This is a genomic window from Pseudomonas sp. R3-41, assembly GCF_054161485.1.
The window spans coordinates 4,328,303-4,348,027 of the sequence record NZ_CP096421.1; the positions used below are offsets into that span (position 1 = coordinate 4,328,303).

General features: G+C 62.5%; 14 protein-coding genes. 12 read left to right on the plus strand and 2 right to left on the minus strand.

The window, feature by feature from the left end:
* Positions 1–139: 139 nt before the first annotated feature.
* A complete protein-coding gene (locus M1D99_RS18490) occupies positions 140–2,077 on the minus strand; it encodes a bifunctional 5-dehydro-2-deoxygluconokinase/5-dehydro-2-deoxyphosphogluconate aldolase (protein WP_434570941.1) in 1,938 nt (645 codons plus the stop codon).
* Positions 2,078–2,388: 311 nt separating this feature from the next.
* On the opposite strand from M1D99_RS18490, the gene M1D99_RS18495 reads away from it, so the two are divergent.
* Positions 2,389–3,312 carry a MurR/RpiR family transcriptional regulator gene (locus M1D99_RS18495; protein WP_003202885.1) on the plus strand — a complete coding sequence of 308 codons (924 nt, stop codon included), beginning with the start codon at positions 2,389–2,391 and terminating at the stop codon, positions 3,310–3,312.
* Positions 3,313–3,341: 29 nt separating this feature from the next.
* On the plus strand, positions 3,342–3,953 hold the full coding sequence (locus M1D99_RS18500) for a glutathione S-transferase (RefSeq protein WP_186729050.1): 612 nt from the start codon (positions 3,342–3,344) through the stop codon (positions 3,951–3,953).
* Positions 3,954–4,988: 1,035 nt separating this feature from the next.
* Here the strand turns inward: M1D99_RS18500 and M1D99_RS18505 are convergent.
* Entirely contained in the window at positions 4,989–6,014 is a 1,026-nt protein-coding gene (locus M1D99_RS18505; protein ID WP_434570944.1) for a hypothetical protein, read from the minus strand.
* Positions 6,015–6,374: 360 nt separating this feature from the next.
* On the opposite strand from M1D99_RS18505, the gene M1D99_RS18510 reads away from it, so the two are divergent.
* The 10 genes from M1D99_RS18510 (at position 6,375) to M1D99_RS18555 (ending at position 19,536) form a co-directional block, all read left to right on the plus strand.
* On the plus strand, positions 6,375–7,244 hold the full coding sequence (locus M1D99_RS18510; protein ID WP_458130573.1) for an esterase/lipase family protein: 870 nt from the start codon (positions 6,375–6,377) through the stop codon (positions 7,242–7,244).
* Positions 7,245–7,341: 97 nt separating this feature from the next.
* Entirely contained in the window at positions 7,342–7,623 is a 282-nt protein-coding gene (locus M1D99_RS18515; RefSeq protein WP_186710432.1) for a peptidylprolyl isomerase, read from the plus strand.
* A gap of 204 nt (positions 7,624–7,827) precedes the next feature.
* The gene (locus M1D99_RS18520; protein ID WP_458130574.1) at positions 7,828–9,696 is read left to right on the plus strand and encodes an extracellular solute-binding protein; all 1,869 of its coding nucleotides are present in this window, start codon (positions 7,828–7,830) and stop codon (positions 9,694–9,696) included.
* A complete protein-coding gene (locus M1D99_RS18525) occupies positions 9,696–10,754 on the plus strand; it encodes a microcin C ABC transporter permease YejB (RefSeq protein ID WP_434570951.1) in 1,059 nt (352 codons plus the stop codon). Before M1D99_RS18520 ends, M1D99_RS18525 begins: the two co-directional genes overlap by 1 nt.
* Entirely contained in the window at positions 10,754–11,776 is a 1,023-nt protein-coding gene (locus M1D99_RS18530) for an ABC transporter permease (RefSeq protein ID WP_186729037.1), read from the plus strand. Before M1D99_RS18525 ends, M1D99_RS18530 begins: the two co-directional genes overlap by 1 nt.
* Positions 11,777–11,801: 25 nt before the next feature.
* Positions 11,802–13,382 (plus strand): ABC transporter ATP-binding protein, encoded by a 1,581-nt coding sequence (locus tag M1D99_RS18535; protein ID WP_186710441.1) that lies wholly within the window; start codon positions 11,802–11,804, stop codon positions 13,380–13,382.
* 78 nt (positions 13,383–13,460) lie between these two features.
* Positions 13,461–14,876, plus strand: a complete 1,416-nt coding sequence (locus M1D99_RS18540) for a sigma-54 interaction domain-containing protein (RefSeq protein ID WP_458130575.1) — start codon at positions 13,461–13,463, stop codon at positions 14,874–14,876.
* A gap of 300 nt (positions 14,877–15,176) precedes the next feature.
* Positions 15,177–16,568: a GntP family permease gene (locus M1D99_RS18545; protein ID WP_186706698.1), complete on the plus strand. Its 1,392-nt coding sequence runs from the start codon at positions 15,177–15,179 to the stop codon at positions 16,566–16,568.
* A gap of 8 nt (positions 16,569–16,576) precedes the next feature.
* Entirely contained in the window at positions 16,577–17,353 is a 777-nt protein-coding gene (locus M1D99_RS18550) for a 3-hydroxybutyrate dehydrogenase (RefSeq protein ID WP_458130576.1), read from the plus strand.
* A gap of 227 nt (positions 17,354–17,580) precedes the next feature.
* Positions 17,581–19,536: an acetoacetate--CoA ligase gene (locus M1D99_RS18555; RefSeq protein ID WP_434570955.1), complete on the plus strand. Its 1,956-nt coding sequence runs from the start codon at positions 17,581–17,583 to the stop codon at positions 19,534–19,536.
* Positions 19,537–19,725 lie beyond the last annotated feature (189 nt).

Consider the following 19,725-nt stretch of genomic DNA (forward strand, 5'->3'; position numbering starts at 1 on the left):
TCACAATCAGTAAGAACGACGCTGAACACTTGTGGGAGCGGGCTTGCTCGCGAAGGCGGCGGCATATTCAACATTGATGTTGCCTGACACACCGCTTTCGCGAGCAAGCCCGCTCCCACATTGGATCTGCGTTAACTCATCAAGCACGGGCACTGCGCCACGCCTCGATCAATTCCACAAACCTGCCCTGCACATCCCGGATCAGCGTTTCGTCGTCGATTTCCCCGGCCAGCCAGGCCCGGCTCGGCTCCTGGAAGATCGTACGGCCCACGGCAAACCCACGGCAGGTGGTGCTCCGACGGGCCTGGCGAAAGCCTTCGGCCAACGCGGCGGCCGGGGCATTGAGGCCCAGCAGGACCACGCCACGGCAATACGGGTCGCGCTGCTGGATCAGCTCGTCGAGCTGCTGCCACTCCTGCGCGCCCTGGGCCTCGATCTTCCACCACGCCGGGAAGATACCCAGGTTGTAGAGGCGCTTGAGGGCACGATAGAGCACGTCCGGGTGCGGTGATGGGTGATCCTTGGGCGGTATGATTTCCAGCAGCAATTCATGGCCGCTGGCCTGGGAGGCCTTGTACAACCCCATCAACTGCGCCTCTTGCTCCAGGCGCAGCAGCGGTTCGTCGTCAGGGTGAAATTGCACCAGGCACTTGATGATCTGCTCCTGTGGCCAAGCGATCAGGTTGCTGCCAATGGAACGCCCATGTTCGAAGGCCAGCGGCCGCGAACCTTGCACCTCCACCGGCCGCGCCACCCACCAGCCGCGCCCGGTGGCAGCGTTCAGCGAATCCTGGCCGAAGCGCTGGTCGGCCAGCAGACCGACGTCAGCCTCGATGCCCTGATGCCGCAGGTCGGCTTCGACCCGCGCCACCGCCTGGATGAATAGTTGCTTGAGCTCGCCGATGCTGCTCAACTCGCGACCGCCCTTCTGGGCCAGTTCCACCAATTGTCCGCGATGGTCGAAGGCAAAGATGAACAACTGTTTCCAAGCCTTGCGGGGTACGCTGACCTGGTGCAGCCGTTGCAACACGACATCCTGGTCGGGCCGGGTGATCGGCACCGGGCTCTGGAATAAATAGTCGAGCTCGGCCCGGGTCGGCATCGCCGGGGCGCAGGCATGGCGCGACACCACCAGGCCGCCACAGGCATTGGCCAACTGACAGCAGCGTTCATCGCTGGCATCTTCCAGCCAGCCGGCAAGAAAGCCCGACATGAACGCATCACCGGCGCCCAGTACGTTCAAGACTTCGACGCGAACACCTGGGTAAATCGCACCGTCTTCGAGCCGGGCCGGGATAGCGCCATGGATCACCGTGCAGCCCTGGGGGCCGAGCTTGACCACCAAGGTCGCCGCCGTCAGCGAGCGTACGGTGCGCAGCGCGGTCAGCAGGTCTTCGCTGCCACCGGCGATGAGGAATTCTTCTTCGGTGCCAACGATCAGGTCGAAACGCGGCAGGATGCCTTGCACGTGCTGGCTGACCTTCTGGTCGGCGACAAACCGGGTTTCTCCGTCAGCCTTGGCCGCCAGGCCCCAGAGCACCGGCCGATAGTCGATGTCGAGGACGCGCTTGACCTGGTGCTTTTGCGCATAGTCCAGCGCCTGGATACTGGCCTGGTAGACGCCATCGGTGGAGAAATGCGTGCCGGTGATCAGCAGGGCCTTGCTGGAGGCAATGAAGGTTTCGTCGATGTCTTCGGCGCGCAGCGCCATGTCCGCGCAATTTTCCCGGTAGAACACCAGAGGGAAGGTTTCCCGGTCCTTGATCCCCAGCAGGACCATGGCCGTCAGGCGCTCGGGATCGACCTTGATGCCGCTGACATCGCAGCCTTCGCGGGCCAGGGACTCCACCAGGAAACGCCCCATGTGGTCGTCCCCGACCCGGCTCAGCATCGCCGACCGAAGCCCCAGGCGCGCCGTGCCGAACGCGATGTTGGCAGAGGAACCGCCCAGGTACTTGGCGAAGCTCGAAACATCTTCCAGGCGCGCGCCGACTTGCTGCGCATAGAGGTCGACGCCCAGGCGTCCCAGGCAGATCACATCCAATTGACGCCCACTGGCAAAACGAGTCTGGCCCATGCTGGCTCCTGTTATTTTTATCAGCCTGCGCTTGTCGCCGACACCGGCGCCAACGCTGTTGGTGAATGCAGACTAAAACGAGCCGCAGGCAAGAATCAATAATTATTCTATAAATTTTTTACGTGGAATATTTTTTCCAATACGCTATGACCCAAGCGAACCAGGCACAGTGCATCGTTTCAGCACTGCTGCAACATTTGTCCGCCCATGATTTTCCCTGCGCCTACGCTGTAGACTGCGACCAGCCAACCTATTGTCGAGGGCCGGTCTTTTTTGGGCCGCCCTATAAGAACAAGCCAGAAGGATTTCCTATGACCCGCCCCGATGATCTGCCGGCGCCGTCCGAGAGCGCGTCCGAACCCGCCCTCCCGAGCCCACCGATCAATGCCGAGCGCCTGTTGCAACTGATCACCGACGAATACGAAAGCCTGCCGCGCCAGCTCAAACGCATCGCCAGCTACATGAGCCAGCAGAGTGACCGGATCATGGTGGATCGCATCAGCGACATCGCCCGGGAATGCGAAGTGCACCCCTCGGCCATCGTCCGGTTTTCCCAGCGCTTCGGCTTCAGCGGGTTCAGCGAAATGCAGGCGTTGTTTCGCGAGGCCTACACTCACAAGACCACCCCGGTGCAGAACTACCAGCAGCGCATCCGCAGCATGATCGCCAACAAGTCGCAGAAAGCCAGCGGTGGCGACCTGGCCCGCGAATGCGTCAACGCAACCTTGTCGGGCATCGAGCGCCTGGGGTTGGAGCTGGACGACCAGGCGTTCGAAAAGGCCGTGGACCTGGTGGTCAACGCCGACAACATCTATGTGGTGGGTGTACGCCGTTCGTTCGCGGTTGCCGACTATCTGGTCTACAACCTGCAGCACACCAACAAGCGCATTCACCTGGTGTCCGGCCTGGGGGGCAGTTACCGCGAGCAGATGCGCAGCGTGCGGGCCAACGATCTGGTCATTGCCATCAGCTTCACACCCTATGGCAAGGAAACCCAGCACTGCTTGCGCATCGCCCAGCATCACCAGGCCAAGACCCTGATCATCACCGACAGCAACCTTTCCCCCCTGGCCAAACGGGCCAATGCGGTGTTGCTGGTGAACGAAGGCAGCTCGTTCGCCTTCCGTTCGCTGAGCGCCACGTTGTGCCTGTGCCAGGCGTTGTTCATCGCCGTGGCTTACCGGCTGGAACTCAAGGTCGATGAAATCCATGAACAGGTCGGGTTCGAGGATTAACACCCACAAGACTTTCTGAAGGAGATGTCATGAAACTGATCGGCATGCTGGACTCGCCCTATGTGCGACGCGTCGCCATTTCCGCCAAGTGCCTGGGGGTTGCCCTGGAACACGAATCCGTTTCGGTGTTCAGGCATTTCGACCAGTTCCAGCGCATCAACCCGGTGGTCAAGGCTCCGACCCTGGTGCTGGACGATGGCAACGTGCTGATGGACTCGACGTTGATCATCGACTATCTCGAGGCCTTGGCCGCGCCGGGTAAAAGCCTGATGCCGGTCGACAGTGGGCAGCGGCTGCGCTCCCTGCGCCTGATTGGCCTGGCCCTGGCGGCGTGCGAGAAATCGGTGCAGATCTACTACGAACGCAACCTGCGCCCGACGGAAATCCAACACGCCCCCTGGGTTGAACGCGTGGAAGGCCAACTGGCGGCAGCCTATGACTTGCTAGAGCAGGAACTGGGGAAACAGCCACTGGTCACCGATGGCACACTCGATCAGGCCGGTATTACCGTGGCGGTGGCCTGGAGCTTCACCCACCTGGTGGTACCGGACCAGGTGCAGGGTAAGTCATTCCCGTCGATCAGCGCGTTCACCGCCTATGCCGAAGGGCTGGAGGCGTTTGTCAGCACGCCGATGGAATAGCGAACGAGCGCAACTTCTGTAGGAGCGGGCTTGCTCGCGAAGACGGTGGCACATTCAGCATCATCGTCTCAGATAGACCGCCATCGCGAGCAGGCTCGCTCCCACAACTGGTCCTGAGTGACTGCCGGCCTGGTGGTCAACTCAAATCCCTGTGGGAGCGAGCCTGCTCGCGAAGACGGTGGCACATTCAACATCATCGTTTCAGATAGACCGCCTTCGCGAGCAGGCTCGCTCCCACAACTGGTCCTAGGTGATTGCCGGCCTAATGGTCAACTCAAATCCCTGTGGGAGCGGGCTTGCTCGCGAAGACGGTGGCACATTCAACATCATCGTCTCAGATAGACCGCCTTCGCGAGCAAGCCCGCTCCCACCACTGGTCCTGGGGACTGCCGGCCTAATGGTCAACTCAAATCCCTGTGGGAGCAAGCCCGCTCCCACCACTGGTCCTGGGGACTGCCGGCCTAATGGTCAACTCAAATCCCTGTGGGAGCGAGCCTGCTCGCGAAGACGGTGGCACATTCAACATCATCGTTTCAGATAGACCGCCTTCGCGAGCAGGCTCGCTCCCACAACTGGTCCTGAGTGACTGCCGGCCTAATGGTCAACTCAAATCCCTGTGGGAGCGGGCTTGCTCGCGAAGACGGTGGCACATTCAACATCATCGTCTCAGATAGACCGCCTTCGCGAGCAAGCCCGCTCCCACCACTGGTCCTGGGGACTGCCGGCCTAATGGTCAACTCAAATCCCTGTGGGAGCGAGCCTGCTCGCGAAGACGGTGGCACATTCAACATCATCGTTTCAGATAGACCGCCTTCGCGAGCAGGCTCGCTCCCACAACTGGTCCTGAGTGACTGCCGGCCTAATGGTCAACTCAAATCCCTGTGGGAGCGAGCCTGCTCGCGAAGACGGTGGCACATTCAACATCATCATTTCAGATAGACCGCCTTCGCGAGCAGGCTCGCTCCCACAACTGGTCCTGGGCGACTGCCGGACTAATGGTCAACTCGCTCCCACAAAGGCGGCGCACGCCTTGAGTCAGCCTGGCGCGCGGGAGCGGACCTGGACCGTCACCCACTCGGACCGCTGGCTGACGTCATCCAGGCGCTCGACCTGATAAAACACGCTCACTGACCTGTCGCGCTGTTCCTGCCAATAACTGGCAGGAATCACAAACTTGAGCGATTGACCTGCCGTGGCCTCGGTGATTTCGCGTTCAAGCACATGAGTGGAGTTGCCATTGCACTGCAACCAGACCCACTCTCCCGCCTCAAGCCCGGGGTCATCGATGACAATCGTCACCCCTTCTTGCAGGGCGTCGACCTCCAGCCATCCGGCGTTCATTTCTAGAATCTGGAGCGCCTTCAGCGCAGGACGCCGCAGCGGACCGATGTGCAGCGACAAAGGCTCGGCACGACGCACCGAATGCCCGTGCCGGACCACATAGACCAAGGCCAGGTCGTGCCCTTCATGGGGTGCGATCAACGAATGATCGATCCAGAGCGATACCTTACGCCCCACCGCGTGGGCTTCTATGTCCAGCACATCGCGCCACAGCACGTTGGAATCCTTGCTGGCCGTCAGGATCAAGCGATCGCCGACCGCCATCCTGGCGTAGGGCCGGATGCTCACCCAGGTTCCTTCAGGCACCCGGTTCGGATCGAGACTGCCACCCACCGCATCGTTGGCAATGACGGGCAGCAGTTGCGGCGCGGCATCGCCGATCCCCAGTTGCAGGTGTTCCGACGCCAGCGTGCCCGGCAACCGTTTGCCCGTCACTTGGTAGGAGATCTCCAACGAGCCACCGTCCAACTCGGCGATATGCGGTTCGCGCACGACGAACACGACATCTCGCCCCACTTGCCGTTCGGTGACGAACCCGGCCACTTCATGCCGGTAGGGTTCGCCATCGTTGTTGAGGCCGTGCCAACGCAGCAACACCTCATCCCCGCACGTCATCATGGGATACGGCTTGACGGTAATCACAGCCCTGCGCCAAGCGGGGTTGATCACCCCGTCCCTGGCCGCCGCCAGGACCGGTGGTGGCAACCTGGTTTCGGACATTGAACGGGTTCGTTGAAGCGATGGATAGGTGATCATGTGCAAGCTCCAGTCCTTGGATGAAGGCACCGTTCCGATAACGGCGCCTGATGGAGCCATTAAAACCCGCCCGCGGCAAACCCACAGCCAGACAAGGCGACAGCGGGAGTGAGTCCTTGGCGCTCGAACCTGTAGCTGCAAACGACAATGGTTATCGGAGGTCTCCTACACCTTTGAGCGCCACCGGGTTACCTCCCACTATTCCCACTTTTTTTATTCCGATTTCCCTGGATCAGGGCGGTTCCTTCCTACACCACACAGGATGAGCCTGCATTAGAGTGAAGTCGCAAATTCAAGGTGAACCTCTTCGAAAAAGGTACGAACATGCAACGGAATGCAACCACTCAATTTCCCATCCTGCTGGTCCATGGGTTGTTCGGGTTTGACCAGATCGGCGGCTTCGAACTTTTCCATGGCATCAAACAGGCCCTACGCGCAGGCGGTGCCCGGGTATTCATCCCGTACTTGTCGGCCAACCACTCCAACGAGGCCAGAGGCGAACAATTGCTGGCGCAGATCGATCGGGTCCTGGCCGGCACCGGTACTACCCGGGTAAACCTGATCGGCCACAGCCAGGGCGCGCTGGCCGCCCGGTATGCCGCCGCGCTGGCACCTGACAAAGTGGCCTCGGTCACCTCGGTCAGTGGTCCCAACCATGGCTCCGAACTGGCCGACTTCCTGCGCAAGGCCCTTACCCCCGGACGACTGCCTGGGCATGTGGCACGGGGTGTCGCCACGCTGTTCGCTGACTTCATCTCGTTGCTGGACGGCCAGGCGCAGCTATCGCCGGCCGCCGTCGCCGCCCTGGCGACGCTGACCACAGAATGCGTTGGCGCCTTCAATGACAAATACCCCCAGGGCCTGCCGAAGCACTGGGGCGGGAACGGACCGGAGCGGGTCAATGGCGTGCGCTACTACTCATGGAGCGGCACGTTGCAAGAACCGATGGGTAAAGAACAGGTGCCTTTGCAGGCTTTCTGCCGCGCCTTTTCCGAATACTTCATCACCGAAGCCGGGCAGAACGACGGCCTGGTCGGGCGTTTCAGTTCGCACTTGGGCAGGGTCATTCGCTCTGACTACCCCATGGACCACATGGAGGCCATCAACCCTGGAAGCGGCAAGGCATGCTCGGGAACAAACCCCGCAGAGCTTTACCTGCGCCACGCCGAGCGCCTGCGCAAGGCCGGCCTTTGATCGCCGGGCCCAAGGTTTTGACGCAATTTTGACAACACCCCGTCGATGAATCCGGTAGGCTCAACACCTTTAAATACATTGAAAGGAATTTTGCCCCATGGCCAAAGCCACTGCCCGCCACATCCTGGTTTCCAGCGAAGACAAGTGCAACGAACTCAAGGCCCAGATCGAAGCCGGCGCCGATTTCGCCGAAATCGCCAAGGCCAACTCTTCCTGTCCATCCAGCCGTCAGGGCGGCGACCTGGGTTCGTTCGGCCCGGGCCAGATGGTCAAGGAATTCGACACCGTGGTGTTCAGCGCGCCGATCAATACGGTCCAGGGCCCGGTCAAGACCCAGTTCGGCTACCACTTGCTGGAAGTCACCAGCCGCCAGGATTGATTCCGGTACAGAGCCCCTTCACTCAAGGGTGATGTGATTCATTGTGGCGAGGGAGCTTGCTCCCGCTGGACTGCGAAGCGGGCCCAACCATTGGCGGCTGCTGCGCACCCGAGCGGGAGCAAGCTCCCTCGCCACAAGGGCTGGCGATTCAGCCGCTGCTCGCGTACAAATCATGTCAACGTTCACCCGGCTTTAAGGCTGACAATGCGACTGGCGTTTTCTTCACTGCTATTGACTGCCGCAGTCCTGCTCACAGGCGCCCCAGGCGTCGATGCAGCACCGCAACATGCTCTGACCGTCTATGGCGAACCCGCCAAATATGCCGAAGGCTTCGGCCACTTCGCCTACGCCAATCCCCAGGCCCCCAAAGGTGGGACCATGCGCCGCTCGGCCATCGAGATCGGCCACTTCGACCACATCCTGCCCTACATCGACAAAGGCATCGGCGTCAGCCAGATCGACGGGATGCTGTATTCGCCGCTGGCCCAGCGCTCGCTGGACGAGCCCTATACCGTTTATGGCCTGGTGGCGCAGAAGATGGAGGGTGCCGACGATGGCCTGTCCCTGCGCTTCTACCTGAACCCCAAGGCCCGCTTCGCCGATGGCAAGCCCATCACCGCCGAGGATGTGCGCTATAGCTTCGAGCTGCTGATGACCCAAGGCAGCCTGCGCTATCGCACCCAGTTCGCGGCGGTCAAGGACGTCGTGGTCGAGGACGCGCGCACCGTGCGCTTCAACTTCAAGAACAACGAAAGCCGCACGCTGCCCCTGGACGTCGCCACCCTGCCGGTCTTTCCCGAACACTGGTGGAAGATCCGCGATTTCGCCAACGGCGGCGGCTACGAGGCCCCACTGGGCAGTGGCCCTTACCGAGTGAGCAAGGTCGATTCCGGGCGCAGCATTACCTTCGAACGCAATGCCGATTGGTGGGGCAAGGACTTGCCGGTCAGTCGCGGGCTCTACAATTTCGACCATTTCAGCATCGAATATTTCGGCGACACCGACGTCGCCCGCCAGGTGCTGCGCGGCGGCGCCTATGACTACAACCGCGAATTTTCCGCCACCGGCTATTCCATCGGCTATGACGGCCCGGCCCTGCAGGACGGGCGCCTGCAAAAGGCCCACCTGGCCAAAGAGGCGCCCCAGACCGCCCAGGGTTTTGTCTTCAACCTGCAAAAACCGCAATTCCAGGACCGCCGCGTGCGCCAAGCCCTGGCGATGCTCTGGGATTTCGAATGGAGCAACCGCCAGATGATGCGCAACCTTTATGTGCGTCAGCAGAGTTTTTTCTCCAACACCGACCTCGCCGCCCGCAAACTGCCGGACGCCGGCGAGCTGGCGATTCTCGAGCCGTTGCGCGGGCAGATTCCCGACGAAGTCTTCACCCAGGTCTTCCAGGCCCCGAAAACCGATGGCAGCGGCGTGATCCGCGACAAACAACTGCAAGCCCTGGCCTTGTTGGAACAGGCGGGCTGGAAACCCGAGGGCGACCGCCTGGTGAACGCCGAGGGCGAACCGCTGAGCTTCACCTTCCTGAACAGCCAGAACGGTATCGACCGCCTGCTGCTGCCCTACAAGCGAACCCTGGCGCAAATCGGCATCGACATGAGCATCCGCCGCATCGACGCCTCCCAGTACGTCAATCGCCTGATGAGTCGCGACTACGACATGATCATCACCGGCTATCCCGTCAGCACTTCGCCGGGCATGGAACTCTACAATTACTTCGGTTCGGCGGCCGCCAACGATCCAGGGGCCAACAACTACATGGCCTTGAAGAACCCGGCGGTAGACACGCTGATCGACGGGCTGGTCAAGGCCAGCACCCAGGCCGACATGCTGCACCATGCCCACGCCCTGGACCGGGTGCTGCAATGGAATTACTACTGGATCCCCAACTATTACCCGCCTGGCAGCTCCACCGTGTGGTGGAACCGCTTCGGCATGCCAAAGGTCCAGGCCAGCAATGACGAAGCCATCGAAAGCTGGTGGGAAGTGAGCACCACACCGCTGACCAACGAGCAGATGCGCGCCGAACGCCTCAGGCGCGGCACACCCGGAGGGCCGCATTGATGTGGGCTTATATCGCGCGGCGCCTGCTGCTGATCATTCCCACCCTGGTGATCATCCTGCTGGTGAACTTCGTCATCGTGCAGGCCGCACCCGGCGGCCCGGTGGAACAGGCCATCGCCCAGCTTCAAGGCATCGGCGGCGGCAGCGTCGGCAGCTCGGGCGGTGAGATGACCGGCAGCTCCCGAGCCAGTCGCGGCCTCGACCCGCAGTTGATCAAGGACATCGAAAAACAATACGGCTTCGATAAGCCGGCTCATGAGCGCCTGTGGCTGATGCTCGGCAGCTACGCCCGCCTCGACTTCGGCAAGAGCTTCTTCCGCGGCGCCACGGTCACCGACCTGATCCTGGAAAAAATGCCGGTGACCATCTCCCTTGGGCTCTGGGCGACCTTGATCACCTACCTGGTGTCGATCCCCCTGGGCATTCGCAAGGCCGTGCGCCACGGCTCGGCATTCGATGTGTGGAGCAGCACGGCGATCATCATCGGCTACGCCATGCCGGCGTTTCTTTTCGCGATGTTCCTGATCGTGATGTTTGCCGGCGGCACCTCGCTGAACTGGTTTCCGGTGCGCGGGCTGGTGTCGGACAACTTCGAGTCGCTGTCCACGCTGGGCAAGATCGCCGATTACTTCTGGCACCTGGTGCTGCCGGTCACCTCCCTGGTGATCGGCGGCTTCGCCACCCTGACGATCCTGACCAAGAACTCGTTCCTCAATGAAATCACCCGCCAGTACGTGGTCACCGCGCGAGCCAAGGGCATGAGCGAACGCCGGGTGCTGTACGGCCACGTGTTCCGCAATGCGATGCTGTTGGTGGTCTCGGGCATTCCCCAGGCGTTTATCAGCGTGTTCTTCGCCGGTTCCTTGCTGATCGAAGTGATCTTTTCCCTCGACGGCCTGGGACGCATGAGCTACGAGGCCGCCGTGTCGCGGGATTATCCGGTGGTGTTCGGCTCGCTGTTCATCTTTACGCTGTTCGGCCTGCTGATCAAACTCATCGGCGACCTCTGCTACACCCTGGTGGACCCGCGCATCGACTTCGCCGCGAGGAACGCCTGATGTTCAAGCTTTCCCCCTTGGGCCGCCGACGTTTCGAACGTTTCAAGAAAAACCGCCGGGGCTGGTGGTCATTGTGGCTGTTCATCGGCCTGTTCATCCTGAGCCTGGGCGGCGAATTGATCGCCAATGACAAACCGCTGGTGGTCAGCTACCAGGGCTCGCTGTATTTCCCGGTGTTCAAGCGCCATACCGAACAGGAGTTTGGTGGGCAGCTGCCGTTCCAGGCCGACTACCGCAGCAGCTACGTGCAGAACCTGATCCACAAGAACGGCGGCTGGCTGTGGTTTCCACCGATCCCGTTCAGCGACGACACGCCCAATTACGACCTCAACCAGCCGGCCCCGAGCCCGCCCTCGGCGGTGAACTGGCTGGGCACCGATGACCAGTCCCGGGACGTGCTCGCCCGGGTGATCTTCGGCGCGCGAGTGTCGATCCTGTTCGCCCTGGCCCTGACCACCATCAGCGCGTTGATCGGCATCGCCGCCGGTGCGTTGCAGGGCTATTACGGCGGCTGGGTGGATCTGCTCGGACAGCGCTTGCTGGAAGTCTGGTCCGGGCTGCCGGTGCTCTACTTGTTGATCATCCTGTCCGGCTTCGTCGAGCCGAATTTCTGGTGGCTGTTGGGGATCATGGCGCTGTTTTCCTGGCTGGCCCTGGTGGACGTGGTCCGCGCCGAGTTCCTGCGTGGGCGCAACCTTGAATACGTCAAGGCCGCCAGGGCCCTGGGCCTGTCCGACCGCAAGGTGATCGTGCGGCATATCCTGCCCAATGCGATGAACGCCACCCTGAGCTACCTGCCCTTTATCCTCACCGGGGCGATCTCCACCCTCACCGCCCTGGATTTCCTCGGTTTCGGCATGCCAGCCGGCAGTGCATCGCTGGGCGAGTTGATCGCCCAAGGCAAGCAGAACCTGCAAGCGCCGTGGCTGGGGTTGACGGCATTTTTCACCCTGGCACTGATTCTTTCCCTGCTGGTATTTATCGGCGAGGCGTTGCGCGACGCCTTTGATCCACGATCTTGAAACAGCCATGAAGCGGAACCTTGAGATGAGCGACAACCTGATCGAAATCCGCGACCTGAGCGTGGCCTTCAACGACCAGACGGTGGTGCGCAACCTGTGCCTGGACATCCGCCCCGGCGAATGCCTGGCCCTGGTGGGCGAGTCGGGCTCCGGCAAGTCGGTGACGGCCCATTCGATCCTGCAATTGCTGCCCGAGACCGGCACTCGCACCACCGGCAGCATTCGCTACCGTGGCCAGGAACTGCTGGGGGCCGAGGCCAAGACCCTGCGGGAATTGCGCGGCAACCGCATCGCCATGATCTTCCAGGAACCGATGACCTCGCTGAACCCACTGCACAGCGTCGAAAAGCAGATCGGTGAAACCCTGATGCTGCACCGGGGCCTGGGCGGCAAGGCGGCGCGCCAGCGCATCCTGGAACTGCTGGCCCTGGTGGGCATCCAGAAACCCGCCGAGCGGCTCAAGGCCTACCCCCATCAACTGTCCGGCGGCCAGCGGCAACGGGTGATGATCGCCATGGCCCTGGCCTGCGAGCCGGAGCTGTTGATCGCCGACGAACCGACCACGGCGCTGGACGTGACCGTGCAGCGCAAGATCCTGCTGCTGCTCAAGTCCTTGCAGCAACGGCTCGGCATGTCCTTGCTGCTGATCAGCCACGACCTCAACCTGGTGCGCAGCATCGCCCAGCGGGTGTGCGTGATGAAGGCCGGGGAAATCGTCGAGCAGGCACCCTGCGAAACCCTGTTCAGCGCACCGAAACATCCCTACAGCTGCGAGCTGCTGCACGCCGAACCGGAAGGCGAGGCCCTGCCCCGGGACGAACGCGAAGACGTGTTGCAGGTGCGGGACCTGCGGGTGAGTTTTGCCTTGGGCGGTGGGCTGTTCCGACGCAAGGAATACTTGCGCGCCGTGGACGGCATCAGCCTGAGCATCCAGCGCGGCAAGACCCTGGGCATCGTCGGCGAATCCGGTTCCGGCAAGTCCACCCTGGGCCAGGCGATCCTGCGGCTGATCGAATCCGAAGGCAGCATCCACTTCCAGGGCCATGCCCTTGAACAGTTATCCCACAAGGCCCTGCGGCCGTGGCGCAAAAAGATGCAGGTGGTGTTCCAGGATCCGTTCGGCAGCCTCAGCCCGCGCATGTCGGTGCAACAGATCATCAGCGAAGGCCTCGAAGTCCACAGCCCGTCCAGCGCCGAGGCGTGTGAGGCGCAGGTGATCCAGGCCCTCAAGGAAGTCGGACTCGACCCCCAGAGCCGCCACCGCTACCCCCATGAGTTTTCCGGTGGCCAGCGCCAACGCATCGCCATCGCCCGGGCCCTGGTGCTCAAGCCGGCCCTGATCCTGCTGGACGAACCGACCTCGGCCCTGGACCGCACCGTGCAGAAACAAGTGGTCGCCCTGCTGCGCCAGCTCCAGGAAAAGCACGGCCTGACCTACCTGTTCATCAGCCATGACCTGGCGGTGGTCCGCGCCCTGGCCCACGACATGATCGTGATCAAGGACGGCAAAGTGGTCGAGCAAGGCGCCAGCCATGACGTGTTCGACTCGCCCCAGCATCCCTATACCAAGGAGTTGTTGGCGGCGGCGCATCCGGGGTGGGCATAATCGGCGTCATGCCGTTGGACCGCGTCGCGGCCTGCTCGCGAAGAGGCCCGAACAGAACCCACACATTCTGGAACTAGCATGAACCCCACCGAAAGCCTCAAGGATTACAAGCGCGTGCGCACGCTGGCGATCCGTTCGTTGTTCGAGATCATCGAGCAGTCCAGCGAAGGCACGGTGATTGTCGACCGTGACGCGAATATCGTCTGGATGAACGAGCGCTACGCCCGTCGTTTCGGCCTGAACTCGGCGCAGGAGGCGATTGGCCGGGCCTGCGAGAGCGTGATCCCCAGCAGCCTGCTGCGGGAAGTGGTGCGCACCGGGCGGCCGATCCTGCTGGACATGCAGGACACCCCCAAGGAGCCGCTGGTGGTGATGCGGCTGCCGATCCACGACAGCGCGGGTGCGGTGATCGGCGCCATCGGTTTTGCCTTGTTCGATGAATTGCGCAGCCTGTCGCCGATGCTCAAGCGTTACCTGAGCATGCAAGAAGAGCTGGCCTCCACCCGTTCGCTGCTGCGGGCGCGGCAAACCAAGTACAACTTTGCCCATTTCATTGGCACCAGCAGCGCCGGCCTTGAGGTCAAGCGTCGTGCCCGGCGCAGCGCCAGCGCCGATTCGCCGGTGCTGCTGCTCGGCGAAACCGGCACCGGCAAGGAGCTGCTGGCCCAGGCCATCCACAGCGCTTCGCCGCGGGCACACAAGGCATTCGTCAGCATCAACAGTGCAGCGATTCCTGAATCGCTGCTGGAAGCCGAGTTCTTCGGCACCGCGCCGGGGGCCTTTACCGGGGCCGACCGCAAGGGCCGCGCCGGCAAGCTGCAGATTGCCCAAGGCGGCACGCTGTTCCTCGACGAGATCGGCGACATGCCGTTGCCGCTGCAAAGCAAACTGCTGCGGGTGCTCCAGGAAAAGGAATACGAGCCGGTGGGCTCCAACGAGGTGCTGCAAAGCGACGTGCGGGTGATCGCCGCCACCTCTATGGACCTGGAAGCGGCGATCAAGCGTGGAGAGTTTCGCGCCGACCTGTATTACCGCCTCAACGTGCTGCCGATCCAGGTGCCGCCGCTGCGCGAGCGCCTGGATGACTTGCCGGCCTTGAGCGAAGCGATCCTGGAAGAGCTGCGCAGCCAGCACGAATTGAACCCCGCCGCCCTCGACCTGCTGCGGCAACACGCCTGGCCGGGCAACATCCGCGAACTGCGCAATGTGCTGGAACGGGCCGCACTGCTCAGCGATGACCTGGTACTCACGGCAACGGACATCCGCGCGGCCATCGGGACGTTCACGCCGGTGGCGCGGCCAGCGGACGTGAGCATTGAACCCCTGCCCCATGAAACCTTCAGCCAGGCCCGGGCGCGCTTCGACCGGCAATTGATCGAAACCACCCTCGCGCAATGCGGGGGCAAGGTGGTCGAAGCGGCCGAGCGGTTGGGGCTGGGAAGGTCGACGCTGTACAAGAAGATGGTGGCGTTGGGGATTGCCGAGTCTCAATAAAGAGACTCATATCTCTATATTTAGACTCCTGTTTTGGAGCGCTTCGCGCTCATCGCGAGCAGGCTCGCTCCCACATGGGGACAGCGTTTCTCCTGTTCAACGCGGTCAACTGTGGGAGCGAGCCTGCTCGCGATGAGGCCCGCACAGCTCCAGAAATCTCAAAACAGAGACTAAATCTTCAGATCACCTCCACAAAATCAAACAATATCCTTATATTTCAGCCAGTTACACATCTGGCACAAAACTCGCTATAGCCCCGCCACCGCTTCACCACAACAATAACAATCCAGGAGACACACCATGAGTGTGATCATTGCCTTGGCAGCTCTCACGCTGCTGATGGTCGCCGCCTACCGTGGCTACAGCGTTATCCTCTTCGCCCCCATCGCCGCCCTCGGTGCCGTCCTGCTCACCGACCCGTCCGCCGTCGCCCCTGCCTTTACGGGGGTGTTCATGGAGAAAATGGTCGGTTTCATCAAGCTCTACTTCCCGGTGTTCCTGCTCGGTGCGGTGTTCGGCAAGCTGATTGAGTTGTCGGGATTCTCCCGTTCCATCGTCGCCGCGGCGATTCGCTTGCTGGGGACGCGCCAAGCCATGCTGGTGATCGTGCTGGTCTGCGCCGTGCTGACGTATGGCGGCGTGTCGCTGTTCGTCGTGGTGTTCGCGGTGTACCCGTTCGCCGCCGAGATGTTCCGCCAGAGCAACATTCCCAAGCGGCTGATCCCGGCCACCATCGCCCTCGGCGCGTTCTCGTTCACCATGGACGCCCTGCCCGGCACGCCGCAGATCCAGAACATCATCCCCAGCACGTTCTTCAACACCACCGCCTGGGCCGCACCGTGGCTGGGAGTGATCGGTACGATCTTCGTGTTCAGCCTTGGCATGCTGTTCTTGCAACGCCAGCGCAACAAGGCCCAACGCGAGGGCGAAGGCTACGGCACCGAGCTGCGCAACGAGCCGGAAACCGCCGAAGACATCCAGCTGCCCAACCCGTGGATTGCCGTTTCACCGCTGCTGGCGGTGGGGGTCATGAACCTGCTGTTCACCCAGTGGATTCCCCAATGGTATGGCAAGACCCACAGCCTGGCGCTGCCGGGCATGAGCGCCCCGGTGACCAGCGACATCGCCAAGCTCACCGCGATTTGGGCGGTGCAGGCGGCGTTGCTGGTGGGCATTATCATGGTCCTGCTGTTCGGCTTCCGGGCCATTCGCAGCAAACTGGCCGAAGGCAGCAAGAGCGCGGTGGGCGGTGCTTTGCTGGCGGCGATGAACACCGCGTCGGAATACGGCTTCGGCGCCGTCATCGCGTCCTTGCCCGGCTTCCTGGTACTGGCCGACTGGCTCAAGAGCATTCCCAACCCATTGGTCAACGAAGCGGTGACCGTCACGCTGCTGGCGGGCATCACCGGCTCCGCCTCGGGCGGCATGAGCATCGCCTTGGCGGCGATGTCCGAGACCTTCATCAGCGCCGCCCACGCCGCCAACATCCCTCTGGAAGTGCTGCACCGGGTGGCCGCCATGGCCAGCGGCGGCATGGACACCCTGCCCCACAACGGCGCGGTGATTACCCTGCTGGCAGTGACCGGGCTGACCCATCGCGAAGCCTATAAAGACATTTTCTGCATTACGCTGATCAAGACCCTCGCGGTGTTCTTCGTGATCGGTGTGTTCTACGCCACTGGCATTGTGTGAGGTTCCCCATGACAACCCCTCTTTCGGGCAAGACCGCCCTGGTTACCGGCTCCACCAGCGGCATCGGCCTGGGCATCGCCCTGAGCCTGGCCAAGGCCGGCGCCAACCTGATCCTCAACGGCTTCGGCGATGCCTCGACGGTGATCGCCGAGGTGAAACAGTTCGGTGGCAAGGTCGGTCATCATCCGGCCGATGTCAGCGACCCGACGCAGATCGCCGACATGCTCGCCTACGCCGAGCGCGAGTTCGGTGGCGTGGACATCCTAGTGAATAACGCCGGGATCCAGCACGTGGCCGCCGTGGAAGAGTTCCCGGTGGAGCGTTGGGATTCGATCATTGCCATCAACCTGTCCTCGGTGTTCCACGCCACCCGCCTGAGCCTGCCGGGTATGCGGGCCAAGGGCTGGGGACGGATCGTCAATGTCGCCTCGGTGCATGGCCAGGTCGGCTCAGTGGGCAAGGCGGCGTATGTCGCGGCCAAGCACGGGGTGATCGGCCTGACCAAGGTGGTCGGCCTGGAAACCGCCACCAGCAACGTGACCTGCAACGCCATTTGCCCGGGCTGGGTGCTGACGCCGCTGGTGCAAAAACAGATCGATGATCGCATTGCCACGGGCGTCGACCCGCAACAGGCACAGCATGACCTGCTGGCCGAGAAACAGCCGTCCCTGGAATTCGTCACCCCGCCGCAACTGGGGGAACTGGTGTTGTTCCTGTGCAGTGAAGCCGGCAGCCAGGTGCGGGGCGCGGCGTGGAATATCGATGGTGGGTGGTTGGCTCAATAGATACGCAACCTTGTGTGGTGAAAGCGCCCTTTGTGGCGAGGGAGCTTGCTCCCGCTCGGCTGCGTAGCGGCCGCCTATTGGGTCTGCTTCGCAGCCCAGCGGGAGCAAGCTCCCTCGCCACAGAAGCGACCTGGCTACAGGAAGCACCGTTTCACCGCTTGCTCCCTCGCCACAAAGTGCGCCTTGTGCTGCAATGTTTATAAGCCCGAAAAAACAAGAGGCACCCCATGTCCGACATCCTCTGGCAACCCAGCCCCGAACGCATCGCCCAGTCACGCATGGACGCCTTTCGCCGGTTCGCCAACGCGCGGCATCAGTTGCAACTGAACGACTACCCTGCCCTGCACGCCTGGAGCATCGACCAGCGCGAGGCCTTCTGGCAGGCCATCGTCGATTTCTTCGAGATTCGCTTTCACCAAGCCCCCGACGCGGTACTGGTGGAAGGCGTGCAAATGCCCAGCGCCCAGTGGTTCCCGGGCGCCACGCTGAACTTCGCCGAACACCTGCTGCGCCGCCGCGATGACGCCCTCGCCGTGGTAGCGCTGGCCGAAAACGGCGACGAGGAATACCTGACCTGGGCCGAACTCGCCGCCCATGTCGCCGGCCTGCAAAAAAGCCTGCAAGCGGCCGGCGTGACCCGGGGCGACAGGGTCGCCGCCTGCATGCCCAACACCTGGCAGACGTTGGTGGGAATGCTCGCCAGCACCAGCCTGGGCGCCATCTGGTCGTGCTCATCGCCGGATTTTGGCACCCAGGGCGTCATCGACCGCTTCGGCCAGATCGAGCCCAAGGTGTTGATCACGTGCGCGGGTTATCGCTATGCCGGGAAAACCATCGACCAACGGCCCAAGATCAACGAGATCCTTGAACGATTGCCATCATTGCAGCAATTGATCGTGCTGCCTTATGCCGAGCCTGACGCCCGCGTCGAAGACTTCAAGACCTCGGCTGCCGTCGCGTTGTGGAACGACTTTTACCAAAGCGGCGGCGAACCGGAGTTCGTCAGCGTCCCGTTCGACCACCCGCTGTACATCCTGTACTCCAGTGGCACCACCGGCGTGCCGAAGTGCATCGTCCATGGCACCGGCGGCGTGCTGCTGCAACACGTCAAGGAACATGGCCTGCACGTCGGCCTCGGCCCCGAGGATCGGCTGTTCTACTACACGACCTGCGGCTGGATGATGTGGAACTGGCTGGTGTCGGCCCTCGCCGTGGGCAGCGCAGTGGTGCTCTACGATGGTTCGCCGTTCCACCCCGGCCCCGCGCGCTTGCTGGACCTGATCGATCAGCAGCGCATCAGCGTGTTCGGCACCAGCCCCAAATTCCTCGCGACCCTGGAAAGCGAGGGCCTCAAGCCACGGCAGACGCACCGCTTGGACAGCCTGAAAACCCTCCTGTCCACCGGCTCGGCACTGGCGCCCCATAGCTACGACTACGTGTACCGGGACCTCAAGCCCGACATCTGCCTGGCCTCGATGTCCGGCGGCACCGACATTGTGTCGTGCTTCGTCAACGGCAACCCGCTGTCAGCGGTCCGCCGGGGCGAGATGCAGGGCAAGAGCCTGGGCATGGCCGTGCAGGTCTGGAACGAGGCCGGCACGCCGGTCATCGGTGAAAAAGGTGAGTTGGTGTGCACCCGGCATTTCCCGGCGATGCCCATTGGTTTGTGGAACGACCCTCGGCAGGAAAAACTTCGCGCGTCCTACTTCGCCCAGTTCCCCGGGGTATGGGCCCAAGGTGACTACGCCGAGGAACTGCCCCACGGCGGCCTGTTGATCCATGGACGCTCCGACGCCGTGCTCAACCCGGGCGGTGTGCGCATCGGCACGGCGGAAATCTATCGGCAGGTGGAAAAGGTCGAGCAGGTGCTGGACAGCGTCGCCATCGGCCAACAATGGCAGGGTGATGTCCGGGTGGTGCTGTTCGTGCGCCTGCGTGATGGCGTGATGCTGGATGAGGCCTTGGAACAACGGATTCGCCAGGTCATCCGGGCCAACACCACACCACGGCATGTGCCGGCGAAGATCCTCGCCGTCACTGATATTCCGCGGACCATCAGCGGCAAGGTAGTGGAGTTGGCGGTGCGCAACGTGGTGCATGGGGAGGCGGTAAAGAACACCGATGCCTTGGCCAATCCCGGGGCGCTGGAGCAGTTTCGCGGTCGGCCTGAGCTGGCGAACTGACCGTCAGGGCCTCATCGCGAGCAAGCTCGCTCCCACAATGGATCTCCGGTGAAACGCGGGCCACTGTGGCGAGGGAGCTTGCTCCCGCTGGGCTGCGAAGCGGCCCCCATTGGGTCGCCTCGATCACTCCAATAGACCGCGCAAGCCGTTTTACGACGGCTGCGCCGCCGAGCGGGAGCAAGCTCCCTC